This is a genomic window from Halalkalicoccus sp. CG83 (genome assembly GCF_037081715.1).
GTDB classification, from domain to species: Archaea; Halobacteriota; Halobacteria; order Halobacteriales; family Halalkalicoccaceae; genus Halalkalicoccus; species Halalkalicoccus ordinarius.
Map to the genome: position 1 here is coordinate 1,122,754 of NZ_JAZDDH010000001.1, position 24,195 is coordinate 1,146,948.

At 64.7% G+C, this 24,195-nt stretch carries 21 protein-coding genes; 12 read left to right on the forward strand and 9 right to left on the reverse strand.

What is annotated here, in order from left to right; genetic code table 11:
• Nucleotides 1–65: 65 nt before the first annotated feature.
• Nucleotides 66–779 carry a hypothetical protein gene (locus tag V0Z78_RS05820; protein ID WP_336343684.1) on the reverse strand — a complete coding sequence of 238 codons (714 nt, stop codon included), beginning with the start codon at nt 777–779 and terminating at the stop codon, nt 66–68.
• 338 nt (nt 780–1,117) lie between these two features.
• On the opposite strand from V0Z78_RS05820, the gene V0Z78_RS05825 reads away from it, so the two are divergent.
• The 4 genes from V0Z78_RS05825 to V0Z78_RS05840 all read left to right on the forward strand — a co-directional run bounded on the left by V0Z78_RS05825 (nt 1,118) and on the right by V0Z78_RS05840 (nt 8,456).
• The gene (locus V0Z78_RS05825) at nt 1,118–4,999 is read left to right on the forward strand and encodes a multicopper oxidase domain-containing protein (RefSeq protein ID WP_336343685.1); all 3,882 of its coding nucleotides are present in this window, start codon (nt 1,118–1,120) and stop codon (nt 4,997–4,999) included.
• A 161-nt stretch (nt 5,000–5,160) separates the two neighbouring features.
• The gene (locus tag V0Z78_RS05830; protein ID WP_336343686.1) at nt 5,161–5,658 is read left to right on the forward strand and encodes a YkgJ family cysteine cluster protein; all 498 of its coding nucleotides are present in this window, start codon (nt 5,161–5,163) and stop codon (nt 5,656–5,658) included.
• A gap of 429 nt (nt 5,659–6,087) precedes the next feature.
• Complete coding sequence (locus V0Z78_RS05835) at nt 6,088–7,626, forward strand: phytoene desaturase family protein (protein WP_336343687.1); 1,539 nt, start codon at nt 6,088–6,090, stop codon at nt 7,624–7,626.
• On the forward strand, nt 7,623–8,456 hold the full coding sequence (locus V0Z78_RS05840; protein WP_336343688.1) for a prenyltransferase: 834 nt from the start codon (nt 7,623–7,625) through the stop codon (nt 8,454–8,456). Before V0Z78_RS05835 ends, V0Z78_RS05840 begins: the two co-directional genes overlap by 4 nt.
• 98 nt (nt 8,457–8,554) lie before the next feature.
• Here V0Z78_RS05840 and V0Z78_RS05845 read toward each other — a convergent pair whose 3' ends face one another.
• Entirely contained in the window at nt 8,555–9,391 is an 837-nt protein-coding gene (locus tag V0Z78_RS05845) for an alpha/beta fold hydrolase (protein WP_336343689.1), read from the reverse strand.
• A 254-nt stretch (nt 9,392–9,645) separates the two neighbouring features.
• On the opposite strand from V0Z78_RS05845, the gene cruF reads away from it, so the two are divergent.
• Nucleotides 9,646–10,473, forward strand: coding sequence for a bisanhydrobacterioruberin hydratase (cruF, locus tag V0Z78_RS05850; protein ID WP_336343690.1), 828 nt, complete (start codon nt 9,646–9,648; stop codon nt 10,471–10,473).
• Between the two features lie 13 nt (nt 10,474–10,486).
• Here cruF and V0Z78_RS05855 read toward each other — a convergent pair whose 3' ends face one another.
• The 4 genes from V0Z78_RS05855 to V0Z78_RS05870 form a co-directional block, all read right to left on the reverse strand.
• The gene (locus V0Z78_RS05855) at nt 10,487–11,437 is read right to left on the reverse strand and encodes a phytoene/squalene synthase family protein (RefSeq protein ID WP_336343691.1); all 951 of its coding nucleotides are present in this window, start codon (nt 11,435–11,437) and stop codon (nt 10,487–10,489) included.
• A gap of 91 nt (nt 11,438–11,528) precedes the next feature.
• Nucleotides 11,529–12,587: an isocitrate lyase gene (gene aceA / locus V0Z78_RS05860; protein WP_336343692.1), complete on the reverse strand. Its 1,059-nt coding sequence runs from the start codon at nt 12,585–12,587 to the stop codon at nt 11,529–11,531.
• Nucleotides 12,584–12,730: a hypothetical protein gene (locus tag V0Z78_RS05865; RefSeq protein ID WP_336343693.1), complete on the reverse strand. Its 147-nt coding sequence runs from the start codon at nt 12,728–12,730 to the stop codon at nt 12,584–12,586. The genes aceA and V0Z78_RS05865 overlap by 4 nt, the downstream gene beginning before the upstream one ends.
• Nucleotides 12,731–13,070: 340 nt before the next feature.
• Nucleotides 13,071–14,354, reverse strand: a complete 1,284-nt coding sequence (locus tag V0Z78_RS05870; protein ID WP_336343694.1) for an ornithine cyclodeaminase, nickel-pincer nucleotide-dependent — start codon at nt 14,352–14,354, stop codon at nt 13,071–13,073.
• Between the two features lie 583 nt (nt 14,355–14,937).
• Here V0Z78_RS05870 and V0Z78_RS05875 point away from each other — a divergent pair.
• Both V0Z78_RS05875 and V0Z78_RS05880 read left to right on the forward strand, forming a co-directional pair.
• Nucleotides 14,938–15,570, forward strand: a complete 633-nt coding sequence (locus V0Z78_RS05875) for a helix-turn-helix domain-containing protein (RefSeq protein WP_336343695.1) — start codon at nt 14,938–14,940, stop codon at nt 15,568–15,570.
• A 244-nt stretch (nt 15,571–15,814) separates the two neighbouring features.
• The gene (locus tag V0Z78_RS05880; protein ID WP_336343696.1) at nt 15,815–16,009 is read left to right on the forward strand and encodes a hypothetical protein; all 195 of its coding nucleotides are present in this window, start codon (nt 15,815–15,817) and stop codon (nt 16,007–16,009) included.
• 284 nt (nt 16,010–16,293) lie between these two features.
• Here the strand turns inward: V0Z78_RS05880 and V0Z78_RS05885 are convergent, their stop codons facing one another.
• Complete coding sequence (locus V0Z78_RS05885) at nt 16,294–17,115, reverse strand: MBL fold metallo-hydrolase (protein WP_336343697.1); 822 nt, start codon at nt 17,113–17,115, stop codon at nt 16,294–16,296.
• 606 nt (nt 17,116–17,721) lie between these two features.
• Here V0Z78_RS05885 and V0Z78_RS05890 point away from each other — a divergent pair.
• The 3 genes from V0Z78_RS05890 to V0Z78_RS05900 are packed head-to-tail and all read left to right on the forward strand — an operon-like array spanning nt 17,722 to nt 19,857.
• Nucleotides 17,722–18,435 (forward strand): SOS response-associated peptidase, encoded by a 714-nt coding sequence (locus V0Z78_RS05890; protein ID WP_336343698.1) that lies wholly within the window; start codon nt 17,722–17,724, stop codon nt 18,433–18,435.
• Complete coding sequence (locus V0Z78_RS05895; protein WP_336343699.1) at nt 18,428–19,123, forward strand: HAD family hydrolase; 696 nt, start codon at nt 18,428–18,430, stop codon at nt 19,121–19,123. The genes V0Z78_RS05890 and V0Z78_RS05895 overlap by 8 nt, the downstream gene beginning before the upstream one ends.
• A gap of 20 nt (nt 19,124–19,143) precedes the next feature.
• The gene (locus tag V0Z78_RS05900; RefSeq protein WP_336343700.1) at nt 19,144–19,857 is read left to right on the forward strand and encodes a fumarylacetoacetate hydrolase family protein; all 714 of its coding nucleotides are present in this window, start codon (nt 19,144–19,146) and stop codon (nt 19,855–19,857) included.
• Between the two features lie 340 nt (nt 19,858–20,197).
• On the opposite strand, the gene V0Z78_RS05905 is transcribed toward V0Z78_RS05900, so the two are convergent.
• Nucleotides 20,198–21,034: an alpha/beta fold hydrolase gene (locus tag V0Z78_RS05905; protein ID WP_336343701.1), complete on the reverse strand. Its 837-nt coding sequence runs from the start codon at nt 21,032–21,034 to the stop codon at nt 20,198–20,200.
• A gap of 214 nt (nt 21,035–21,248) precedes the next feature.
• On the opposite strand from V0Z78_RS05905, the gene V0Z78_RS05910 reads away from it, so the two are divergent.
• Nucleotides 21,249–22,439, forward strand: coding sequence for a redox-regulated ATPase YchF (locus V0Z78_RS05910; RefSeq protein ID WP_336343702.1), 1,191 nt, complete (start codon nt 21,249–21,251; stop codon nt 22,437–22,439).
• A gap of 46 nt (nt 22,440–22,485) precedes the next feature.
• On the opposite strand, the gene V0Z78_RS05915 is transcribed toward V0Z78_RS05910, so the two are convergent.
• Complete coding sequence (locus V0Z78_RS05915; RefSeq protein ID WP_336343703.1) at nt 22,486–23,004, reverse strand: gamma carbonic anhydrase family protein; 519 nt, start codon at nt 23,002–23,004, stop codon at nt 22,486–22,488.
• Between the two features lie 709 nt (nt 23,005–23,713).
• Here V0Z78_RS05915 and V0Z78_RS05920 point away from each other — a divergent pair.
• Nucleotides 23,714–24,193: a universal stress protein gene (locus V0Z78_RS05920; RefSeq protein WP_336343704.1), complete on the forward strand. Its 480-nt coding sequence runs from the start codon at nt 23,714–23,716 to the stop codon at nt 24,191–24,193.
• Nucleotides 24,194–24,195: the final 2 nt, after the last annotated feature.

Below are 24,195 nucleotides of genomic sequence, written 5' to 3' on the forward strand. Positions count from 1 at the left end.
CGTTCGGCGTCGATCGCGCGAGCGGGTAGCCCACGTCCGGGTTCGCTCCTCCGTTTTGACGAGAATCAGTAGGTGAGCCGAAGCCCGTCGAGCCACGGATCCGTGGCGTTCGTCACCCAGTCGACCAGGCCGACGGCCTGGCGGATCGTCATGAAGTTGTAGGCGTCGTTCCAGGGAAACTCGATGTCGTAGCCCGCGCTGCCCTCCTCGTGGTACACGGCGGCCAGTCCCTGGTGGATCCCGCGGACCTCATCGAACGTCTGATCGCGGACGTCCCGGAGGTCCGAGTCGCGCGCGCGCCACTTCTCCTCGTGGACCCGATCGAGCACCGTCTCCAGACAGGTCTGACCGTCCGAGACGGCCTCCGGCAGAAACGCCCTGGGCTGGCCGAACTCGCTCATCGCGAAGAAGACGAGGTGACCGTCGAACTCGTCCTGGCGCTCGCGGAGGACCGAACGGATCGCCTCCTCGTCCAGGTTCGGGCGATAGGTCCGGCGGAGTTCCAGCTGTCGGGCGACGAGCTGGAGATACCGTTCGTTCGGGTCGCTCGCGTCGGCCCACGGCTGGCTCGGCTCCTCGCAGGCCAGGTGGGACTCGCCGCTCGACTCGCCGTCGAACGGGAGACGATCGCCGTCGCCGCCGAGCGGTCCGCCGGCGAGCGCGCCGACCGTTCCCGCGGCGGTGGTCGCCGCGAGTCCGCCGGCGACCAGACCGGCCCCACGAAGCAGCCGCCTCCGCGTCGGGGTCCCGTCGCTCGCATCGGCGTTACCGTCGTTCATCGCCCGTCGCTACGGAACTCCACGGTATATAGTTGACCACATTCGTGTGTAATTAATCGCGAAGATGGTCGCGACTCGACTGATTCGGCGTCGAAGCGGACCGAATCGGAGAGCATCGGCTAGTGGCCGACCCTCGGACCCTCTCCTACTGCAGACGCTTCGGTATCGCTCGGTGTCCGAAGGCTAGACCACATCTAGTAGTGAGATGATAATTCTCATTTGATTACTGTTTTCCCTCCCTAAGCCACGAATCTCCGCTTCGAATCGGCCGGTAGTGATCGTGGAAATCTGGGATTTAGGGTCTAGAGAGTCCCCATACGCCGGACGAAGGCGGGCGAGTGCGCGAGTTCACGGTGCACGCGATCGACGTGGATATCGTCTACAACGCCTTCGGCCAGCACCAGCCCAACGGCGTGATGTACGTCCTTGAGGAGAACAGGGAGGCTGCATGCCGTGCATCAGGGTGTACGCCCGGGGAAGCCGACGTCGACACATCAGTGATCGAACCGCTAGTCATTCGCGCCAACCGAGGCGATATCGTCGAGATCGAGTTCCACAACGACCTCGATCGCCAGGCGTCGATGCACCAGTTCGGTCTCCCCTACGAGGTCAACGAATCCGACGGGATGGCCGTCGGCTACAACGATGACACCACCGTCCCACCGGGTGAGTCGATCACCTATCGCTGGTACGCGGACGACCAAGGAACGCATTTCTTCAGCGATAACGCGAACCCTGCGATCTTCAGCGATCCCGAGGAACGGTTCGACGACAACAACCTCCATACGCGCGGGCTGTTCGGCGCGATCGTCGTCGAGTCGCCCGATGCCGACTGGCGGGATCCCGAAACCGGTGAGGAGCTGCGAAGCGGCACGAAGGCCGACATCATCGAGCCCGACGGCGTGAGTCACCGCGAGTTCATCGTCTGCTATCACGACTCGATCGACGTCGTCAATGCCGATGGTAGCGAGCCGACGTGGCCCGGAACCGATACCCCACAGCACATTCACGCGATCAACTACCGCGCGGAACCGACCAGCGCCCGTCTCCAGGACGCGGCGGAAGAAACCTTCTACAGCTCGTGGGTCCACGGCGATCCCGGCGGCGGCGATACCGTCTTTCCCTGCTATACCGGTGATCCCGTCAAGATGGTCGTCGTCGGCGCACAGGTCGAGGAGAACCACGTCCACCACCTCCACGGCCACCGCTGGAAGACGATCCCCGGTGAAACCGAGTCCGACACCATCGACTCCCAGACCATCGGCCCGGCATCGGCGTGGGAGGCCAGGCTCACCATCGCGCACGGATCCGGCTCCATCTCGCCGGATACCGAGTTCGACGAGGCCTTCGAAGTCGGGGCGGGCAACGGCGAGGACACGGGAGACTACCTGTTCCACTGCCATATGTTCCCCCACTACGGCGAGGGGATGAACGCGATCATGCGCGTACTCGATAAGGAACGCGACGATCTCCAGACGCTGCCCAACAGCGACCCGCCGCTCGACGCCGACTCGGAGATCGCGGGGTTCCCCGAGTTCATCCCCGGCGAGGACGGTGAACTCCCGCCCAAGCCACCGGGATCGCAGGAGGAGGGTCGTGATCCCACGCCCGAGGAGGCCGAGGCGCTCGGCGACGTCGTCCCCGGCGCCCCCTACGACGATCCCTGCGATCCCGAAGAGTACGATCCGGAGGTGCTCGGCGAGACCCGCGAGTACACGATCGTCGCGCTCCCGGCGAACGTCGTCTACAACGACGCTGGTGACCACGATCCCGAGGGGAAGGTGTACGTATTGGAGGAGGACGCCGAGGCGGTCCGCAACGGCGAGATGAACCCCGAGCCGTTGGTGATCCGCGCCAACGTCGGCGATTGCGTTGAGATCACCCTGAAAAACGAGCTCGAACGCGGGAAGGGAGTCCACCCCCACTTCGTCGATTTCGACCCGCTGGGATCGGACTCGGCGAACGTCGGCTACAACTACGATCAGGGTACCGACCCTGGCGAGGAGATGCAGTACCGTTGGTTCGCCAACGAGGAAGGGACGATCTTCTTCCACGACCACATCACCGGAATTCCGGAAGCCCAGAACGGGCTGTTCGCGGCGATCATCATCGAACCCGCCGACTCGACGTGGCACGATCCCCACACGGGTGAGGAGATCCGAAGCGGCACGCAAGCGATCATCGATCCCGCAGACGAGCCCGCGTTCCGCGAGTTCGCGCTGCTCTATCACGACTTCGCGCCGCTCCGGAACCGCGACGGCGAGTTCATCAACCAGCAGGTAGAACACAACCAGAACGCGGGCTTGGGCGCGATCAACTACCGGACCGCTCCCTATTTCCGCCGTAACGACGAGGGGAACGATCCGGCGTACGTCCACAGCTCGCGGCTGCACGGCGACCCGCCCACGCCGCTACTGGAGGCGTATTCCGGTGATCCAATCCGGCTTCGGGTGCTCCAGGGTCCCTACGAGGAGCAGCACAACTTCGGGATTCACGGCCTCCGTGGCCAGCCCGACGGGCTTCAACGCGCCGAAACGACCTCCCAGATCATCGGTCCCTCGGAAGCGTTCACCTTCGAACTCCTCGAGGCGGACACCAGGATCGACGAACTTCCGAACCCCGATGGCCTGCCGATCTGGGATCACCTCTATGGCTCGGAGATCGTTCAGGACCTCTGGGAGGGGATGTGGGGGATCTTCCGGCTGTTCGGAAGCGAGGTCGACCATCTCCAGGCGCTTCCGGATCGAAACGCCCCCCGCGGGACGATTAGCCGAAAGGAGCTCGAGAAGATGGGCCATCCCGCCCCGTTCTCGGACTGGACCAAGCGGGGCCACAAGGACAAGCTGCTCTACGAGGAGGACGACAGTCGGTGCTACCCGCCGGACAGGGACGAACGCCAGAACGACAGTATCGGCGAACGTCCGCCCGAGTCCGTCGAACCGGGCGAGCCCTGTCCCGCGGGGACGCCCACACGGACGTACGACGTCACCGCCATTCAAACGGAGATCGAGTACAACGACTACGGCGATCACGACCCCCACGGCATCGTCTTCGTGCTCGACGAGGAGGTCGAGACGGTGCAGAACGGCGAGAACCCCGAACCGCTGACGATTCGGGCCAACGCCGGCGAGTGCATCGAGATCAATCTCACTAACGCGCTGGGCGACCTCGATGAGGATCACGCCCATCCGACGTTCGACATCGAACCCGACGCCGACTGGCAGCGCTCCCAGCGCATCTCGCTGAAGCCCCAGAACCTCCTGTTCGACGACCAGGGGTCGGCCGGATCGGCGGTCGGGTTCAATTTCGATTCGACGGTCGCGCCCGGCGAAACGCGGACCTATCGGTGGTTCGCGGATCCCGCACCGACGACCAATGGCGAGGTAGACGACGGCCAGCAGGCGCGCTCGCTCGGAACGGCGATAATCTCGGACTTCGCGGACGTGCCCAGCAACCGCCACCACGGCGCGTTCGGCAACCTGATCATCGAACCGACGGGATCGGCGTGGCTCGATCCCGAGACGGGCGAACCAGTGCGAAACGGAACTCGAGCGATAATCACAAACCATGATGGTGAGGACTTCCGGGAGTTCGCGCTGATGTTCACGGAGGGCATGTTCATCGTCAACGATGACGAGGGCGTTTGTCCGATTCCGCGTGTTGGACTCGGCGAAGAGGGAGACGATGACATCGCGGACGTGCCCTGCAACCAGATCGGCGAGCAGGAGGATCAGGGGTTCCAAGGGATCAACTACCGCTCGGAGCCGTTCGCCCACCGGTTCGCGAACGACGAACGCCAGCACAAGGTCTACAGCTCGGAGGTACACGGCGATCCGAACACACCGCTGCTGCGCGCCTACACGGACGACCCGGTGATGCTTCGCGTGAGCCAGCCTGCAGACCGGGGTAACGGAATCTCGTTCCACCTGGCGGGCCACCAGTGGCGACGTAACAACGTCCCGCAGGCGCGACTGGTCGGTACGCAATCCGACATCTCGACAGGGAAGGCTCACGAACTCCCCTTGGAGGGCGGTGCGGACGGAGTCGGCGACTACATCTATCAGGAACGGAAGCTGGGACAGTACCTCGAGGGGGGACTCTGGGGAATCTTTCGGGTTCGGGACGGGCCGGCCGACTGCGAGGAGCCGATCCTTCCGCTTCCCGACCGAGAGAGCGAGTACGAACAGGAGGAGGGCCACCGGAAGGCGGCTCTCGACTGACTCGCGACCGAACGCCCCTCTCTGGGATCACCCGTTTCCAGTGATCGATCACGGATAACCGAGTCGATCCGACCTCCATTCCACGGGTCGAGCGACGTTCATCGACTCGTCACGTTCGTCCGTATCCGGACGCTTATCCCCACTGATCGTCTGTCGAGGGTGTGAAGCGCGTCGAGGTCCACCCCGGTCGCGAGGCGATCGTCGAGTTCGATCCCGGCCTTACCTTCGAATGCGTCGACGACTGCACCTGGTGCTGCCAGCACGGCGTGTTGCTCTACGAGGAGGACTTCGCGAACCTCGCCGACTACGCCGACCTCGCGGAGACGACCACATCCTTTCGCGGCGAGGAGTTCGTCCGCCGCGAGGGGAAGGATCGGGAGGAGCACGTCGACGAGGACGGCGCGGCCTGCTACTTCCTCCGCGATGACGGACTCTGTGCACTACACGCGGAACACGGCTGGAAACCGACCCGGTGTTCGATCTTCCCGCTCGCGGTGCGGAAACGCGACGGCGATCTCCGCGTCGACGTTCGCGAGAGCGCCCGCGAACACTGCGAGGGACTCGACGTGAGCGAACGCCGGCTGATCGACAACCTCGAGGCCTTCCTCCCCGAACTGCTCTGGGAGCTCGACGACCCCGACACCCGCCGGGAGCTGTGATCGCGACCCACCGACGAGGCGGGCACTTCGGGATCCGAACTGACGGAAAACGCATCAGAGGCACGGGTGGCGGCGTCGGGCATTACGCCGCCACCCCGCGTGTCTGGCTCGCTGCCAGCGAACATGTGTATGTCGTATTGACATATATTGGTTTCGGCCGACCGACACGTTCCCGGCTGAGGGCCGTGCCAATCGATTGATCCCGGTCGGGACGACCGGGCTATCGCGTCGCGCTTCACCGTTCCTCGAGACCGAGGGTTCGCCCGTCGAGTTCGGCAGGATCGAGCCACGCCGCCCGGACGAACATCGGCGCGACGTCCGCCGGCTCGCGCCCGTGACCATCGCCGTTCCGTCCATGGCCGGGGTAGGGACGGCCCCTGCGTCCCCCGGTAACCGCGATTTTATACGCTCGCTGGCCAACGTAGCGCCATGAAGCTGTCCGAGCAGTCGGTCGCGGTGATCGGGAGCGGGTTCGGCGGACTCTCGACGGCGTGCTACCTCGCGGACGCCGGCGCGGACGTCCACGTCCTCGAGAAGAACGAGTCGCTCGGCGGCCGTGCCTCTCGTCTCGAGTCCGACGGCTTCAGATTCGACATGGGGCCGTCGTGGTATCTGATGCCCGACGTCTTCGAGCGGTTCTTCGACGAGTTCGGACGCTCGCCCGACGACTACTACGGCACCGAACGACTCGATCCTCACTACCGGATCTTCTTCAAAGGTAACGAGGGCCCACGACCCTCGCGTTCGACCGAGGACATCGAGGCGCGGCCCGACGGCGACCGGGTCGACGTCTCGTCGGACCTCGAGTCGACGAAGGAGACGTTCGAGGCTTACGAGGACGGGGCCGGCGAGGCCCTCGAGCGCTACCTGGAGAAGAGCGAACTCAACTACGAGGTCGGCATGGAGCACTTCGTCTACGAGGACCGCCCCCGGTTCCGAGACTGGGTCGACCTCGACGTGCTCCGCAACGCCCGCGGGCTCTCACTGATCGGCTCGATGCAGGACCACGTCGAGGACTACTTCGAACACCCGAAGCTCCAGCAGATCATGCAGTACACGCTGGTGTTCCTGGGAGGGTCGCCGAACAACACCCCCGCGCTCTACAACCTGATGAGCCACGTCGACTTCAACCTCGGCGTCTACTACCCCGAAGGAGGTATCGGCGGCGTGGTCGACGGCATCGCCGAACTCGGCGAGGAGCTCGGCGTGACCTACCATACGGACCAGCCCGTCGAGGCCATCGAGGGTCGCGCGGGCGGGTTCAAAGTCGAGGCCCGCGATACGTTCCTTCCGGATCTGGTCGTCTCGGACGCGGATTACGCCCACACCGAACTCGATCTCCTACCGTCCGAGAAACGACAGTACAGCGAGGAGTACTGGGAGTCGCGCACCTACGCCCCCTCCGCCTTTCTCCTCTACCTCGGCGTCGAGGGCGACGTCGACCCGCTCGCCCACCACACGCTCGTTCTCCCGCCGGACTGGGAGGAGCACTTCTCGCAGATCTTCGACGAGCCCGAGTGGCCCGAGGATCCCGCCTACTACCTGTGTGTGCCGAGCGAGACCGACGACGAGGTGGCTCCCGAGGGCCACAGCAACCTGTTCGCACTCGTCCCGGTCGCACCCGGCCTCGAGGACACCCCCGAGATCCGCGAGCGCTACCGCGACCTCGTTCTCGACGACGTCGCCGAACACACGGACGTCGAACTCAGGGATCGGATCGTCTTCGAGGAACGCTTCACGATCGACGACTTCGCCGAACGCTACAACAGCATGCACGGCAGCGCGCTAGGACTCGCTCACACGCTGGATCAGACCGCCGTGTTCCGCCCGCCGCACCGCTCGAAGGCGGTCGACGGGCTCTACTTCACCGGCTCGTACACCACGCCGGGGATCGGGGTGCCGATGTGCCTGATCAGCGGCCAACTGACCGCCGAGGCGGTCATGCAAGACCACCGACCGCAGGAATGAACCGGGCGGCGTACCTGCTGAAGCTCTCGCGTCCACGCTTCTGGATCTACCTGGCCGGGCCGGTGCTCGTCGGGGCGGTCTTCGGCGCCTCCTCCCCCCTCGATCTGCTCTCGGCGCCGATCCTCGCCCTGTTCGCCTTCTTCCTCCTGCCGGCGAACGTCCTGATCTATGGCGTCAACGACGTCTTCGACGCCGACGTCGACCGGGCGAACCCGAAGAAGGACGATCGCGAGGCGAGATATACGGGTCAACGGTCCGTCGTGGTCGCGGTCGTCGCGAGCGGCCTGCTCGGCCTCGCGCTCGTCCCGTTGCTCCCGGCGGGCGCGCTGGTCTGGATCGCCGCGTTCTACACGTTGGGGATCGGCTACAGCACCCCACCAGCCCGCTTCAAGACCACTCCCGTGCTCGACTCGATCTCCAACGGGCTCTACTTCACCCCGGGTGCGGCGGCCTACGTCGCCCTCGCAGGGAGCCAGCCGCCGGCCCTCGCCGTCGTCGGCGCGTGGTTCTGGACGATGGGGATGCACACCTTCTCCGCGATCCCCGACATCGAGCCCGACCGCGAGGCGGGGATCCGCACGACCGCCACGGTGCTCGGCGAACGCCGGACCTACGCCTACTGTCTCGCGTGCTGGGCGCTCGCGGCGCTCGCGTTCGGCGCGCTCGACGTTCGGCTGGGCGCACTCTTCCTGGTGTATCCGGCGCTCGTCGCCGCGATCGCCACCGCGACTGTCGACGTCTCGCGCGCATATTGGTGGTTCCCCGCGATCAACTCCGTCGTCGGCGCGCTGTTCACCATGGGCGGGCTCTGGACGCTGGTCTACGGCTAGGTCCTGCCGTAGAGCGACGTCCTCGGACGTGGTCGGTTCACGCGATTCGAACCGACCGCTTACGTGGGACAACGGACGCACGAAAAGCGATCGGTCCGTTACTTCGGCCCACTGACGAACGTGAGTACCTCGGCGACGAAGCGTTCCGGCGCGGTGAGCATCGCCTCGTGTCCGTGTCCATCGAGGGTGACGAGCCGGCTGTTCGGAAGTGCATCGTGGACCGCCATTGTCGCATCTCTCAAGAAGGGAGGACTCTCGCTTCCGGACAACAACAAGGTCCGCGTCGTCATCTCCGTGAATCGTGCAGCGTCGAACTCGTACTCGCCGATCGCCTGCACGCTGCGGGGCCAGACGTGGGCCGCGTCCACGAGGTCCTGCCAGTCCGGCGCCGAGCGTTGCGCGTCGATCTCCTCCGGCGTTGATTGGGCTATCTCTCGTAGAAACAGCACGAGGACCCGTTCGTTCTCGCCGTCGTCCAGCAGCCGCTTCATTTCGGCGAGTACGTCCTCGTCGTAGAGTTCGTGGTCGCCGACCGGAATCGGGGGTTCGTACAGGACGAGTTCGTGTAGATCGTCGGTCCGCAGCGCCGCCTCCAGGGACAAGAGTGCCCCGGAGGAATGTCCGAGCAGCGTCACCGGCTCGTCGATCGACTCGACGACCGCGGCCACGTCCTCGAACTCCCGTTCCAGTTCGTACGCGGCGGCGTCATCGCCGCTCCCGCCGACGCCACGATAATCCATCGCGTACACCGTGTACCGTTCTGCGAACGTGGAACGGACGTCCGAGAGGTCCCAGAACCTGTGGTCACAGGCACCCCCGTGGACGAGGACGAGCGGTGGCCCGCTTCCCGTTCTCTCGAACGCGATCGCCGTGCCGTCAGCGGACGTGACCGTCTCTAGTTCCGTACTCGTGTCTGATGATCTCGTTTTGGCCATGGGATCTCGACGTCGTTCCTCTATGAGATACGGTAGCATGGAGTCATCTCGTGAAAGATCCGCACGGCCTGCACGGAGAGCGACGGGCTACGAGTCGGCCAGTGGTGAGCGATATCCTCGATGGGACACGACACGACCTCGCACTCGGACACCCGTCTCGTGACCCGCTCGAAAGAGGGACCGACCGGGGCGAAACGGGTGGGCTAAGTGATCGTCGCCCGAACGTCCGCCGATGACGACCGACGGTGAGCCGTATGAGTGAGACCGTCGTCGCTCTCCCGACCCGTCGTCGGGTCGAGTCCACCCTCGAACGGGTCGTCGAGAACAACCGGTTCACGATCGCCGTCACCTTCCCGCTCGTGGGGGTAGCGATGCTGATCGCCGGACGGGAAGGGTTGCTCCCTCCCGAGTTCGCGATGCATCCCTACCTGTTGATCGGCGCGAACCTCGTGATGGTCTCGCCGCTGGTGGCGGGGATCGCCCCCCTCGTCGACCGGCGTGCGCTCTCGGGGCTCGCGTTCCTCGCGTTGTTCACCTGGGCGATCGAGACGGCGGGCGTGCTCACCGGACTGCCCTACGGCGAGTTCTCCTACGGGATCGCGCTCGGGCCGATGCTGTTGGATCTCGTGCCGCTCGGTCTGCCCGTCTTCTACTTCCCGATCCTGCTCAACAGCTACCTGCTCGCGCTGCTCTTCCTCCGGACTCGCTCCCTCCCGCGGCGTTTCGGGCTCACGCTGGCGCTCGTGCTGACGCTGGATCTGATCCTCGATCCCGGCGCGGTCGCGCTCGGCTTCTGGGCGTGGGTCGACCCCGGTCCGTACTACGGCGTACCCGCGATCAACTACCTCGGCTGGCTGCTCAGCGGATCGGTCGCCATCGCGATCCTCCAGCTCTCGTTCGACCACGGGGCGATGCTGAAACGTCTCGACTCCTGTGGCTTCTTCCTCGATGACCTGGTGAGCTTCCTCGTCCTGTGGGGACTCGTGAACGCCTACTTCGGGAACTGGATCCCCGTCGCGCTGGCGGTCGGACTCGTGGTCACGTTGGTGCGTAGCGACTGGTTCGACTTCGACGTGCTCTGAGAACGGGACGCCCTCACCGGGCCGGGAGACTCTCGTGGTGCGGGGCTCGTGACGGACTCCGCGCTCCGCCGACGGCGCTCACCCGGCGGAACACCTCCTCCGGGTCGTTGCTCCACTGCCAGCGCCAGCGCGTTCTGACGACCAGCGAGAGCTTTCGAAGCGTCCCCAGTTCGGGCTCCTGGTTGAGCACGTCGTAGCCGCAGTTCCGGATCAGACGGTGGTGCTCGGCGTAGAGCACCGCCGCTAGCAACACGGGGAGCTGGCAGTCCTCGGGGAGGTACTTGATGCCGGCGACGCCCTCGCGGTAGAGCCGTTCGGTACGGGCGAGCTCCGCCTGCATGACGGCGGCGAAGTTCTCGTCCATCTCGAAGCGCTCGATCTGCTCGGCCGTGACGCCGTGTTCCGCGAGCGTCGTCTCCGGGAGATAGATCCGGTCGCGCTCGATGACGTCCTCGCGGACGTCGCGCAGGAAGTTCGTCAGTTGAAACGCCTCGCCGAGCGCCTTCGCGTGGGAACGGGCGGTCTCGGGGTCGTCGGGGTCCATCACGGCGGTCATCATCGAGGCGACGGCGACCGCCGAACCGCCCATGTAGGCCTCGAGTTCCTCGTAGTTCCGGTAGCGACGTTTCCCGATGTCGGTCGCCATCGCGTCGATGAACTCCTCGACGGTCGCGTCGTCGATCCCGTTCTCGGCCCGCACCTCCTGGAACGCGGCCAGGACGGGGCTCTCCGGTTCGACCTCGCCGAGCGCCTCCGCGCGAAGCTCCTCGAGCCGACGACGCTGTTGCTCGGAGCTCACGCCGTCGGCGTCGTCTACGACCTCGTCCGCGACGCGGAAGAACGCGTACAGGACGTAGGTCGCGTTCCGAACGCGATCCGGCAGCAGCCTCGTCGCGTAGTAGAACGTCCGTCCGGTTCGTCGATGGATCGCCTTGCTCTTCGTGATGTTGTCTTGTTCTACCATGGACGGCCCGAGTACTGCTCGTCGCTACGGAGGCCGGATTATTAGTCGTTCCTACGCGAAAAACAACGAAGACGGGTGAACGGCCGGGGGATCAGTCGTCGCTTTCGGCCTCGGTGCTCTCGCCCTCGGCGGTCTGGAGGGTGTCGCGCTCCTCGGCGAACCCTTCCGAACCCTCGATCCTCGCTCTGGCCTCGGGGTCGAACTGCGTCTCGACGTCCTGGTAGCGGCTGACCTGCGAGAGCTCGTGGTGGGACTCGGTGGGGTGGCCGATGTAGCGGTCCTCGAGGTCGAACTGCGCCTGTTCGTCGTTCTCGGCGATGTTCTTGAAGTCCTCGTAGGCCGCATGGGCGCCCGAGTGCAGCCCGAACAGGGTGATGAAGATGTACTTATACCCCAGGTCGCCCAGCTCCTCGAACGTCAGCGGGTCCTCCTGTTCGGACCAGGCGAACGACGAGGAGTAGTTGAAGGCGAGGTCCAGATCGGGGTGGGTCTCGTGGATGGTCTCGGCGTAGTTCACCGCGTCCTCCCGGCTGGGGTCGGGCATCTCGGGCCAGACCAGGTCGACGCCACAGTCGGCGTAGAGTCGGCCGCGCTCGAGGTGTTCCTCCCAGTCACCGTTCGCGCTGCCGTAGGCGTCGGTGCGGGCGATGATCACCGTGTCGTCGGACTGCTTCGCGTCGACGGCCGCCGAGAAGCGCGCTTCGGCCTTCTCACGGGGGACGATCTGCTTGCCAGCGATGTGGCCACAGCGCTTCGGCGTGGTTTGGTCCTCGATGTGAATCGCCGCGACGCCGGCGTTCTCGTACTCGCGGACGGCGCGCCGGACGTTGTGGATGCCGCCGTAGCCGGTGTCACAGTCGGCGACGATCGGGATCGTACAGGCGTCGACCATCCGCTTCGCGTTCTCGACCATCTCGGACATCGTGACCATCTCGAGGTCCGGGAAGCCGAACTGGCCCAGAACGGTGGAGTAGCCGCTCATGTAGGCGGCGTCGTGGCCGGTCATCTCCGCCAGGCGGGCGTCCAGGGCGTGGTAGACGCCGGGCGCGAACGTGAACGTCTGATCCTCGAGCTTCCGTCGGAACTCCCGGGCGGCGGGGTTGTCGACGTCGCGGACGGTGGTGTCGGTGTCGCCGATCTCGTCGATCATCGGCGCTCACCCCGCGTGGGTCGGTCGGTCCGGTGGCTCCAGACGAGCTCTTCGAGGTTCTCGCGTCGGGTCTCGGTGTCGGTTTCGATCGTGCGGGTCATCGGGACGGTCGGGCAGCCGGTGTTGTCGGAGTCGGTGTACATGTGTGGTGTCTCGTCGTTCGTTATCCGAGTCGATCTATCGGTGGTCTGCGGGCGGTGCGGTCGATCGAGGTTGATTTCCCCGCGGAGGGCGAGCGTACGTACATCATTGATCACTGCAGTCGTGTCGACTCGCGATCCCACCATAAATGTAACGATTAATCATATTATACTACTCCCCGAGACGGTAATGATCGTTAATGTATATTATTGGGAGCCGATAGCACGGCACACAGGCGTGGAGGGGTCGTCGCTACGAGCGTCGGGAGTCCCGTACAGCGCGCTCGAGCGGGTCCGAACTCGCTCTAGAAGTCGAACAGAGAGTCGTCCCGTGGTCGCCGAGTCACTCCTCGAGCAGGCCGTCGGCGAGCAGGGGGACGAACGTGCCGATGTCGGTCACCATGCCGATCGCCTGGGCGCTACCTCGGTCGAGTAGCTGGGTGACCGTCGCGGGGTTGATGTCGACGCAGACCACCCGCGTCGTCGAGGGTAGACAGTTCCCGACGGCGACGGAGTGGAGCAGCGTCGCGAGCATCAACACGAGGTCGGCGTCGCGGACCTGTTCGCGGATGGCGTTCTGGGCCTCGACGGAGTCGGTGATCGTGTCCGGAAGCGGCCCGTCGTCGCGGATCGACCCGGCGAGCACGTAGGGGACGTCGTTCTCGACGCACTCGTACATGATCCCGTCGTCGACGATTCCCTCCTCGACGGCGGCCTCGATCCCGCCGGCGCGGATGATCTCACTGATCGTGTAGATGTGGTGTTTGTGGCCCTTTCGCGGGTGTTTCATCGTCTCGACCTCCATCCCCAGCGAGGTGCCGTAGAGGTCACGCTCGAGGTCGTGGACCGCGAAGCCGTTGCCCGCGCTGATCGCGTCTATGTACCCCTCACGCACCAGCCGGGCGAGGTCGTTTCTGGCCCCCGAGTGGATCACCGCTGGACCGGGGACGCAGACCACCTTTCCGCCCCGTGACTTGGTCTCCTCGATCGCGTCGGCGACGTTCCCGATCTGGGTCACCGAGGGGCGCTCGCTACTGATGCCACCCTGCATGAACCCGAACGAGCCCTCGCTGCTTCGCGGGCGTTCGGGCGGGTGGACCCGGATGCCGGCCTCGCCGACCACGACGCGATCGCCCTTTTCGATGGCGTTGAGCGTCTTCGTGTACGCGCGTGGCCCGTTGGCGCCGTCTCGATCCCCGGCCTCGACCTCCTCCGACGGGCGACGGTCGTCCGTGCGATCCGGCTCGACGATCACCGCACAGTCCATCTCGATGTGGTCGACCGACAGCCACTCGCCCTGATAGCGGATCTCGGTCGGGTGGTTGGTCGTCGAGTAGAACCCCGCGGGGACGACCTTGTCGTCGGGTGCGGGCTCGACCTGTGCGTCGATCGGGTCCTGTAGGGTCGCGCCGTTCTGATTGAGCTGATGGATGATCTCGCCGAGCGTCTCCTCCGATTCGGCGGAGACGCGCATCCGCGCGTAGGACTCCTCGTGTCGTCGCGTCCCGACGTCGAACTTCTCGACCGAGAACCAGCCGTCCATGTCCATGATGATGCCCATACACTGGCCCATCATCCCCGAGTCGATGATGTGGCCCTCGAGCTCGACGATCCGCGAGTAGCTCATACGCGGACCATCGAGGGCCCCCGTCAAATCCCCTGCGAACCGCTTCTCGCCCTTCGTTCATAGTGTGTTCGTGATCGGCGACGTTTCAGTAAGCACGAATTCGTTCGAGGGACGTCTCGGCGTTCTACGTACCGCTTCGCGGCCGTTGACCCGTTTTTCGTTCACAGAACCACGTTCGGACACCGCGTTTCCGATGCGTTCGTCCCAGCGTGTTCCACACTTGCCAGCACGTCGGACCGCCCTACTCTGGTCGACCTGTCCGGTTGCTTCCCTAACGGAATCGAGCCCGTTTTGGAGTCGAGAGGGCCTCGAACTGTCGAAACTCGGGTACGTTCGTACCTGGTGCGTTGCACGAGGCTCGACATCGATGAACTCCTGTTTTCGTCGGGTTCGACCGGGAGGAGTCCGACCGGCTCGAGGCATATCTGTCAGTCGATCACGCTCGTGGACTGACTCGAAGGTCGTACTGACGTCCTCCGCGGTCGAGAGAAGTGACGTGCTGAATAGCGAGCGTGTGTTCGTCGGAGTCGGACGACCGGGACGGAGGTACTACCCCTTTATCCCTCCTCGCCGTAGTAGCCGTATGTTAGTCGTTGAGTTCCGGGCGGACTCGCCAATCCTTCGAGACGCCCTCGATCACGCCCCCGAAACGATCGTCACCCACGAGGAGCAATACCACACCGCCGAGGGTATCAACTACCTGTTTTGGGCGGAGGGGGGCGATCTTGCAGCCTTCGAGGACGGACTGGCCGCCGACCCCACCGTGACGAACGTGTCCCAACTCGCTGAAACGCTGAGCCGCCGCATGTATCGAGCGACCTTTACTGACTACGGAGAAAGCGTCGCCACCTTTCCGTCGTGGAGCGGGTTGGACATCAGCCTCCTTGATTCGACGATCTCGCATGAGGGCTGGAACGCCCGAATGCGCATGCCCGATCGAGAGACGCTCTATCGGTACCGCGACGTGTGTGAGGAGAACGACCTTCACTTTCACCTCACATCGATCTACGAGGAGAAGGAAGCCACCAGTAAGGCGGAAGCCCAGCTTACGACTGTCCAGCGAGAAGCACTGACCACCGCACGTGAGCTCGGTTACTACGAGATTCCTCGGCGGGCGACGTTGGCAGACGTCGCGGACCGCTTGGGAATCTCCTCGCAGGCACTCTCGGAACGACTCCGTCGAGGGACCGCTACCCTCATCGATACGGCCCTGTAAACGACGCTTACGTAAACACTGGAATATTCATGGAGTGAGTGAAAGTGGACGGACCACGAACTCGTAACCGGATACTCGGGGAGAGCACTGGCGTGTACCGTTATGGCTCCGCCGGTATCCAGCCTCTGACGGTGATCGATACACGACCGGGCGATGGATGAGCTCCTTTCCCGGTTTTTCGCCTCGCTAAGTCACTGGCGCGTACCGTTCACTTTCGACTTCTTGGAACGGTTCCGTCGGGCGGATGAAGAACGTGAACGCGACGCCTGATCACACGTCGCCCATCGACTCGCCGACCGTCCGTGTAGGATCGCCGAGCGACGACTTCGACGGCGTAGAAGGGCGTCTCAAAGCGCTCGAACGCGGCGAAGACGGGCAGATCACTCAGTTCGTCCAACACACGAACACGTACCTCTGGCGGGACGTCATCGGCGTCTAAGGCTCGGTCCGATAGCGACACGGTACCTCACCGTTGCTTCGAACGGGTCTAACACGCAAATTCTCGGCCGGCTTCCATGCGAGATACGCACTGTATATCCTGCAGAGACTCAACGACATAACCAACTATTGATGTAAATAGCGTGGAAGATACAGCGGATTCGAACACCCGATTTCTAATACATAGTGGGAGATTCTTGATATCCGGTAACGACATACCGCGTCGTTCCTCCAAATCTGATATGGGCTTGTGGGCGAGCAAATCTCCTGTTGAGAGCGCGGTCATTAATCAGCGGGAGTATGAACCTCCCCGTGATCTCCCTCCGATGGTTGAACGTATTCCACGGGAGAATAAAGCTCCCCGAGATCTCCCTCCCATGGTTGAACATGTCCAGGCAGCAGGGTCATTTGGCCGAGAGCGGCCAATTTTCGTGCGGAGACCTGTTGTTGCCCTTTATCGAAGTTAAACATGTTCCCTCCCCGCACGGGCTCGGGATCCACGGCTTTCCCACTCATGATATCAAACGTTAGCAGCGCGTCGCCAGCGAAGAGGATTCGAGAATCCGGCAACCAGAACGAACAGTGCCCCTTCCTGTGTCCAGGTGTATGGATCACTTCAGGCTGACCGGGGACGTCCAATACCTGACCGTCAGTGAATGTGTTCACCTCAGCAATCGGTTCCTCGTCGCCCATACCAGCCTGCATCAGAGCGCGGATAAATCGCGCAAAAGCGGGTCGCCACATGAGGAGGAAGAATCCTAGAGGCGGCTTGCCTAGGCCTTCCACAGCTGCCTCGTACCCATCTTCGTGGATCCAAACGGGGATCCCCTCCTTCCGAAGCGGTTCAGCCAGCCCTATATGATCCGGATCTATGTGCGTTAGAATCAGCGCTTTAATGTCGGTTATCTCGGCCCCGATTCGTTCGAGGCCGGACTGCAGCAGTTCCATCTGAGCAGGTAATCCCGCATCGACCAGTGTCAGTCCATCATCGTCCTCGATGAGGTACATATTGGTCATGGCTGAGCAGAGCTGGTAGACACCATCGGCCACTTCCGTGGCCACCCGCTCTTCTCTGAGATGGGATTCTATGTTCCAGGGGATTCTCACGACTCGTTCACCTCCTCCCCGGGGCGATTGATGCCATCGATTCCGGACGAATTCGCCGCTCTCGGCTCGTTCGAATGCAATTGGCGTCCCATCGGCTGGTGTGACTGGGCCCATTTCCCTGTCTGTGGCTGCTGTAGTTACTTTTGGCATGGCTGGTTTCCGTTATCGGGAGAGTCCGTCGGCACAGTACACGTTGCCTGCCCGCCGAACCGAAGAACGCTCATCTCTCATAGGTCATGTACCATGTTAACGTTTCGTATTTCACGGGTGATCAGGCTGTTTCCGACAAGCGACGTTGCAATGAGCGAGTTGATGCTGATCTGTTCGAGTCAAATTTGCGGAATACGCGCCCCAGCCGCTGAGGAGTACAACGTGGCCGATGATATCACAACAGCGATGCCGATCACCGCGACCGATGAACGAGCACGGTTCGTGTCCGTGACGAGTAGACCTGATCTACCGTCTCGACTGTTCTACTGGTATACCACGAGGCTAGCAGGGCCTTCTCGGCGTAATCGTGGGCGTTACGGGCGAGAAGCCCGTGCGCTCCTGGTGATACCGGCTGGAACGCCGGAGCTTATGTCCCGCCGGCCCCTCTCTCAAATCATGTGCGGACGCTACGGCATCTACACGCCGCCCGACGAGCTCGGCGCGCGGTTCGCCGCGACCTCCATCGATCTGGAGCCGACGTACAACGCCGCTCCGCGGGAGCGGTTGCCGGTGATCCGTGACGATGCCGACGACGCGATCACGACCGCTCGCTGGGGACTCGTCCCCGAATGGGCCGACGACGACTCGACGGAGTTCATCAACGCCCGCGCCGAGACCCTCGCGGAGAAGCCCAGTTTTCGCGACGCCTACGCGCGATCCGCAGAGCGGGACAGCGTGCCCTCGGCGGGCCGGTGTCTGGTGCTCGCGGACGGCTTCTACGAGTGGGTCGAGGAAGGGGACGGTCGAAAACAGCCCTACTACGTGACCCGCCGCGACGACGAGCCCTTCGCGATGGCGGGCCTCTGGAGTCGGTGGACGCCGACGGTCGAGCAGACCGACCTCTCCGCGTTCGGCGCCGGCGAGCCCGCCGCTCCCGACCCCGTGGAGACGTTCGCGATCGTCACCACCGAGCCCAACGAAGTAGTCGAGGAGCTCCACCACCGGATGGCGGCGATCCTTCCGGGAGAGACCGAACGCGAGTGGCTCGCGGATGCCGAGGTGCCCGCGCCGATCGACGGCGATGAACTGCGTGCCTATCCGGTCTCGACGAGGGTGAACAGCCCCGCGAACGACGGCCCCGAGCTCGTCGAGGAGGTGGCCCATGCCTGAGTACGACGCAGTACTCTTCGACAACGACGGCATCCTCGTCGAGCCCACCGATCGCGCGGTGCTGCGCGAGGCGATCCGGAAGACCTACGCCGAGTTCGACGTCGATCCCAGCGCCGAGGAGGTCGAGGAGCTGATGGGAATCACGACCGAGACGCTCGAGGGGATCGCCAACGAGTACGGCCTCGATCCGGCGGAGTTCTGGTACCGCCGGGACATGAACGCCTCCGAGGCCCAGTGCGAGCTGATCCGAAACGGCGGAAAGCCGCTGTACGAGGACGTTCCGACGCTCTCGAAGCTCTCGGCCGATCTCGGCGTCGTCAGCAACAACCAGCACCGGACGATCGAGCACATCCTCGAGTTCTACGAACTGGACGGGCTGTTCGAGACCCACTACGGCCGCGAGCCGACGCTCGAGGGGATCGACCGAAAGAAGCCGAGCGCCTACTACCTCGAGCGCGCGCTGACCGACCTGGACACGCGAAACGCGCTGTACGTCGGCGACAGCGGCGTGGACGTGCTCGCGGCCGCCGAGGCGGACGTCGACTGTGCGTTCGTCCGCCGGCCGCACCGCAATGGCTACGAGCTGCCGGCCGCGCCGGCCTACGAGATCGAGAGCCTGGAGGACCTCCACGCCATCCTCCGCGGCGACGGGGGCGCGTTCCGGCCGGACATGGAACCAGCTACGTAGCCCGAGTTCCGACACCCGGTATGCGACTCGCACGCGCCCGAACCCGCGACGGCGTCGTCTCCGGTGAGTACGATCCCGACGGCAGTACCCTGGAGACCGACGACGAGAGCTACGAGATCGATTCTGAGGAACTGCTCGCGCCCTGCGAGCCCTCGGCGCTCTACTGCGTCGGCCGCAACTACGCGGAGACGCTCGACCAGATGGAGTACGAACGCCCCGAGGAGCCCGACTTCTTCATCAAGCCGCCCGTCTCCGTGATCCCTCCCGGAACGGCGATTCCCTACCCGAGCTTCTCGGAGGAGGTCACCTACGCCGGCGAGCTCGCGGCGGTGATCGACCAGGAGTGTACGGACGTCGCCCCCGAGGACGTTCCCGGCGTGGTCCGCGGTTACACGATCATGAACGACGTCGACGCGCTGGACCAGCCCGGGCGCACGGCGAGGAAGGCGTTCGACGGCTCGGGTCCGCTGGGGCCGTGGATCGAGACCGATCTCGACCCCTCGGGGATCGACATGCACACCGAGATCAACGGGGAACGACGACAGGAGGCGAACACCGAGCTGATGCTGTTCGATCCCTACGAGATCGTCTCCTTCCTCTCCGAACGGTTCACGTTCGCGCCGGGCGACGTGATCGCGTTCGGCAGCCCGGCCAATCCGGGAACGATCGAGCCCGGCGACGAGATCGAGATCACCTACGAAGGGGTCGGCACGCTGCGCAACACGGTCGACTAGAGCTCGACCGGCCGGTCTCGGCCGACTCGCAGATCGCCGCCGTCGCCCGCGTGTCGATCAGCCCGTTCCGTCCGTCAGGTTCGGGTCCGCGACCCGTTCGGACGCGGACGGCGAGACGGCTCGCCTTCGCTGACGAACCGCTCACGAAGACCGTCGTCCGACAGTGATCCGCGGCGTCGGTCGCCGGAGCGCGAATCCGCCGAGGCCGACGACGGCGAACCGTCTCGAATCGTCCCGAATCCTCGACGGGGACTTCCAGTCGCGCGCCCGGGGTCGTCGAGGTGGGCTGCCAGCTCCATGCCGACTGTACGAGTCCGATACGAACTGCGTTCGCCCCGCGTCAACCCTCGATCCGTTTGCGTTCGATCTCCGAGAGGAACTCCGCGAGCGTCGCGTTGAACGCCTCGGGCTGGTCCTGGTTGACCATGTGTGCTGCGTTCCGAATCATGACCCCCTTCCCCCCGAGCGTACGTGCGAGCTCCTTGCTCTGCCCTTTGACCGGCGGGGCGTCCCGATCGCCGTACACGACCAGCGCGGGAACCGAGACGTCGTCGAGTGCGGGCGGCTCGAACGCATACAGCGCCTTGAACACTTTCTTGAACTCCGAGGCGGAGGTTTCCTCGACCGCCTGCAGAGCTTCCTTTCGGACCTCCGGATCGAGCGAGAGCCACGGCCCGCCCGTCACCGTGCGGATGCTCCCCAGCAGCGTCCGGAACGTCTGGCGGGTCCCCAGCATCGCCAGCGACGCGCCGAGGGGCGCGGCCGGTGAGAGGGCCCGCTTCATCGGTTTCGGCATCCGAACCGGGGGGAACGTCTGGATCGCCCCCGCGAGGACGATCCCCTCGACCCGCTCGGGATAGCGCGCGAGATACGACTGTGCGATCATCGAGCCCAGCGAGAGCCCGCAGATCACCGCCTGCTCGACCTCGAGCTCGTCGAGCAGCGCCTCAAGGTCGTCGACGAACAGATCGATGGAGTAGGTGCGTTGGTCGCTGGAGCCGGTCTTGCCGTGTCCACGCAGGTCGTAGGTGATGGTTCGGTGGTCCTCGCTGAACCGTTCGACCTGTGGCTGCCAGCTCTCGGCGTCCGACCACGCGCCGTGAACGAAGACGAGCGCCGGCCCCTCTCCCTGATCGTCGTAGTGAACCTCCACGTCGGAAAGCGATGCCGTTGCCATTGTTCACCGAAGTGGACGCACGTCCCTCAATGGCTCGGTTCACGAACGACACGCGAGACCGAACCCGCCGGATTCGAGCGATCGTCGAACCCGACGCCGTCCGCGTCTCACGTCTCGAATCACGGTCCAGTAACGATCGAGGGTGATACGGTCCGACGAACCACGGCCGCGGCGGGTAGAAACCCTTTCGACCGCCGGCCGATCAAATCGGACAATGAGCTACCGGATCGGTCTCGTCGGCAAGCCCTCCGTCGGCAAGTCGACCTTCTTCAACGCCGCGACGATGAACGACGTTCCCGAGGGGGCCTACCCCTTCACGACCATCGACCCCAGCGTCGGAGAGGCGTACGTCCGTGTCGAGTGTGCCGCCCCCGAGTTCGATCAGTCGTGTACGCCGGAGACGGGGTTCTGTCGAGGAGGCGTTCGCTTCGTCCCGACGAAACTCGTCGACGTCGCCGGACTGATCCCGGGCGCTCACGAGGGCCATGGGTTGGGGAACCAGTTCCTCACCGACCTCAACGAGACCGACGTGCTGGTTCACGTCGTGGACTTCTCGGGGACGACCGATGCCGAGGGCGAACCCACCGAGGGTCACGACCCGCGCGAGGACATCGACTTTCTCGAGACCGAACTCGACATGTGGTACCTCGAGATCCTCGAGAAGGGGATCGAGAAGTTCGAGAACCGCTACGCGGGCGAGGAGGCCGACGTCGAGGTCGAACTCGCCGAGCAGATGAGCGCCTTTCGGACGAACAAGGACGAGATCAAGCGGCTGATCCTCCGGCTCGACATCGGGTTCGATCCCGCGGCGTGGGACGAGGCGGACAGGGAGGCGCTCGCCCGCGAGATCCGCGTCGAGACCAAGCCGATGGTGATCGCGGCCAACAAGATGGACACCCCCGAGGCGCGGGCGAACTACGGGACGATCACCGACGACCCCGACTACGACCACCTGACGATCGTCCCCGCGAGCGCCCACGCCGAGAAGGCGCTCAAGCGGGCGGACGAACAGGGAGCGATCGAGTATCGCGCCGGCGACGCCGGCTTCGAGATCCGGGACGAGGTCTCCGACGAACAGGAGGCGGGGCTCGAACGCATCGGCGAGTTCGTCGAGGAGTTCGACGGCACGGGCGTCCAGCGCGCGCTCGAGGCCGCCCTGTTCGAGGAGCTCGACGCGATCGCGGTGTTCCCGGGATCGGCCAACGGCGAACCCGAGGACGGGAAGTTCATGCGTGACTGTTTCGTCCTCCCCGAGGGCTCGACCACCGAGGACTTCGCGTACTTCCTCCACTCCGACATCGGCGAGGGCCTGCTCCACGGGATCGACTGTCGCAGCGGCCGGCAGATCGGTGCCGATCACGAACTCGCCCACCGCGACGTCGTCGAGATCCTCTCGACGAACTGAGGACCGCTCGTCCTCGACGTCGCCGACCGCGGCGGCCCGTCCGCCCTCACTCGAACAGGTCGTCGTGGCGCGCCGCGAGGTTCGTGTACGCGCCTGAGGAGTGTTCCTCGAAGATGGCCTCGGGATCGACGTCGACCTCCTCGATCGAACTCATTCGCGCGGGCACGCCGCGGACGAACGACTCCGGGGGGATGGTTGCGTCCTCGGGGACGACGGTGCCGGAGGCGACGATGCTGCCCTCCCCGACCTGTACCCGGGAGTTGAGCGTGGCGTTGAACCCCACGAGCGAGGCGTCCTCGACGGTCGCCTCGTTGAGCACCGCGCCGTGGCCGATCATCACCTGGTCGCCGAGCGTCGAGGCGTGGATCGTCGCGTTGTCGCCGACGTGGGACTCGACGCCCACCCGCACTCGGTCGACGTCGCCGCGAAGCACCACGCCCGGCCAGACGCTCGCGTCGGACTCGACGACGACCTCGCCCACCAGCGTTGCCTCCCGGCTGACGTACGCGCCGTCGTCGATCGTCGGCGTCTCCCCGTCGAAAGCGTACGATCTGCTGTCCGTCATGCGACGTGATAACGCGGACCGTTCACAAAAGGGTTCCCCCCTCGTCGGCGCGTCGACCGTCTCTGGCCCGCCATCGCCGACGAGCGTCGTCGTGATCGGCATTCCGAGCAGCGGTACTAGTCCACAGAGTGCGCCGGTGTGATCGGCGTCGGCCATGTTCACGAGACGTCTCGATCGCGTCGTCGTAGTCGACCGGCGGGAGCGCGCGGATCTCCGCCTCTCGCTCCTCGAGGAACCCGTCGATCCACTCCATCCGCCGAAGCTTCGACGCGATCCCGCCCGCGTTCGATTCCCACTTTTAACGCAACGCGCCGAACCGGTGGGTTGACGTTCGTATCCTCCGGATCGCTCGCGGTTGTAGACCTCCGCGGAGTCGATCCGGGGAGCGTCGGGGCCGACGCGATCGTCCGAACGGGGTCGTGCGGGGACGTGAGGTCGTTCGGTTTCGAGGCGTGCGACCGGGCGTTTGATCACCGGTGGAATATCTACTCCCGGCGTGTGCAAGGGAAGGAGCCCCTATCGTACACGATTTATAATCGGTGAAGGGAGAGCATGGAAGATACCAAATCGGTCAACGGTGCCGGTCGAACGCGTCGGTGCAACTATGCCCGTCGGATCTGCGGCACGCCCTACCGGTCGGAATCGGAGTTCTGCTACGATCGTGGGAGGAGCACCGTCGTGCCGATCGAGTACGTACGAGGCTGATTCGATGGGAGAGAGCATCCTGGTCCCGATCGACGGCTCGCTGCCGGCCACCGCCGCGCTGGACCACGCGTTGGCGCGGTTCGCCGACGGGGAGATCACCGTTCTGTACGTGATCGACGCCGACGAACCGAACGACAGCCTTCGACAGCGGCTGCTGAGGGAGGAGTGCGAGGAGCAGCGCCGGATCGGTGAGGAAGCCGCAGGTCGAGTGCTCGAGGAGGCCTGGCGGCACGCCGACGGTTCCGGCGTGGAGATCACGATGGTCACCGCGTTCGGCAGGCCCGCTCGGCGGATCGTCGCCTACGCCGAGGAGAACGGAATCGACGGGATCGTCATGGGTACCCACGGTCGCTCGGGGCTCTCGCGGCTGCTCCTGGGAAGCGTCGCCGAGGCGGTCTCGCAGGGCTCGTCGGTGCCGGTGACGACCGTACGCGAGGCCGGCGAGGTCGAGGAGACGAACCGCCCGGATCGCCTGACTGCGTGATC

What these genes read in the sequence shown, in the direction of transcription:
- V0Z78_RS05820 (WP_336343684.1), bottom strand. Translation starts at nt 779, where the DNA reads ATGAACGACGGTAACGCCGATGCGAGCGACGGGACCCCGACGCGGAGG.
- V0Z78_RS05835 (WP_336343687.1), top strand. Translation starts at nt 6,088, where the DNA reads ATGAAGCTGTCCGAGCAGTCGGTCGCGGTGATCGGGAGCGGGTTCGGC.
- V0Z78_RS05840 (WP_336343688.1), top strand. Translation starts at nt 7,623, where the DNA reads ATGAACCGGGCGGCGTACCTGCTGAAGCTCTCGCGTCCACGCTTCTGG.
- V0Z78_RS05845 (WP_336343689.1), bottom strand. Translation starts at nt 9,391, where the DNA reads ATGGCCAAAACGAGATCATCAGACACGAGTACGGAACTAGAGACGGTC.
- cruF (WP_336343690.1), top strand. Translation starts at nt 9,646, where the DNA reads ATGAGTGAGACCGTCGTCGCTCTCCCGACCCGTCGTCGGGTCGAGTCC.
- V0Z78_RS05855 (WP_336343691.1), bottom strand. Translation starts at nt 11,437, where the DNA reads ATGGTAGAACAAGACAACATCACGAAGAGCAAGGCGATCCATCGACGA.
- aceA (WP_336343692.1), bottom strand. Translation starts at nt 12,587, where the DNA reads ATGATCGACGAGATCGGCGACACCGACACCACCGTCCGCGACGTCGAC.
- V0Z78_RS05865 (WP_336343693.1), bottom strand. Translation starts at nt 12,730, where the DNA reads ATGTACACCGACTCCGACAACACCGGCTGCCCGACCGTCCCGATGACC.
- V0Z78_RS05870 (WP_336343694.1), bottom strand. Translation starts at nt 14,354, where the DNA reads ATGAGCTACTCGCGGATCGTCGAGCTCGAGGGCCACATCATCGACTCG.
- V0Z78_RS05875 (WP_336343695.1), top strand. Translation starts at nt 14,938, where the DNA reads ATGTTAGTCGTTGAGTTCCGGGCGGACTCGCCAATCCTTCGAGACGCC.
- V0Z78_RS05880 (WP_336343696.1), top strand. Translation starts at nt 15,815, where the DNA reads ATGAAGAACGTGAACGCGACGCCTGATCACACGTCGCCCATCGACTCG.
- V0Z78_RS05890 (WP_336343698.1), top strand. Translation starts at nt 17,722, where the DNA reads ATGTGCGGACGCTACGGCATCTACACGCCGCCCGACGAGCTCGGCGCG.
- V0Z78_RS05895 (WP_336343699.1), top strand. Translation starts at nt 18,428, where the DNA reads ATGCCTGAGTACGACGCAGTACTCTTCGACAACGACGGCATCCTCGTC.
- V0Z78_RS05900 (WP_336343700.1), top strand. Translation starts at nt 19,144, where the DNA reads ATGCGACTCGCACGCGCCCGAACCCGCGACGGCGTCGTCTCCGGTGAG.
- V0Z78_RS05905 (WP_336343701.1), bottom strand. Translation starts at nt 21,034, where the DNA reads ATGGCAACGGCATCGCTTTCCGACGTGGAGGTTCACTACGACGATCAG.
- V0Z78_RS05910 (WP_336343702.1), top strand. Translation starts at nt 21,249, where the DNA reads ATGAGCTACCGGATCGGTCTCGTCGGCAAGCCCTCCGTCGGCAAGTCG.
- V0Z78_RS05915 (WP_336343703.1), bottom strand. Translation starts at nt 23,004, where the DNA reads ATGACGGACAGCAGATCGTACGCTTTCGACGGGGAGACGCCGACGATC.
- V0Z78_RS05920 (WP_336343704.1), top strand. Translation starts at nt 23,714, where the DNA reads ATGGGAGAGAGCATCCTGGTCCCGATCGACGGCTCGCTGCCGGCCACC.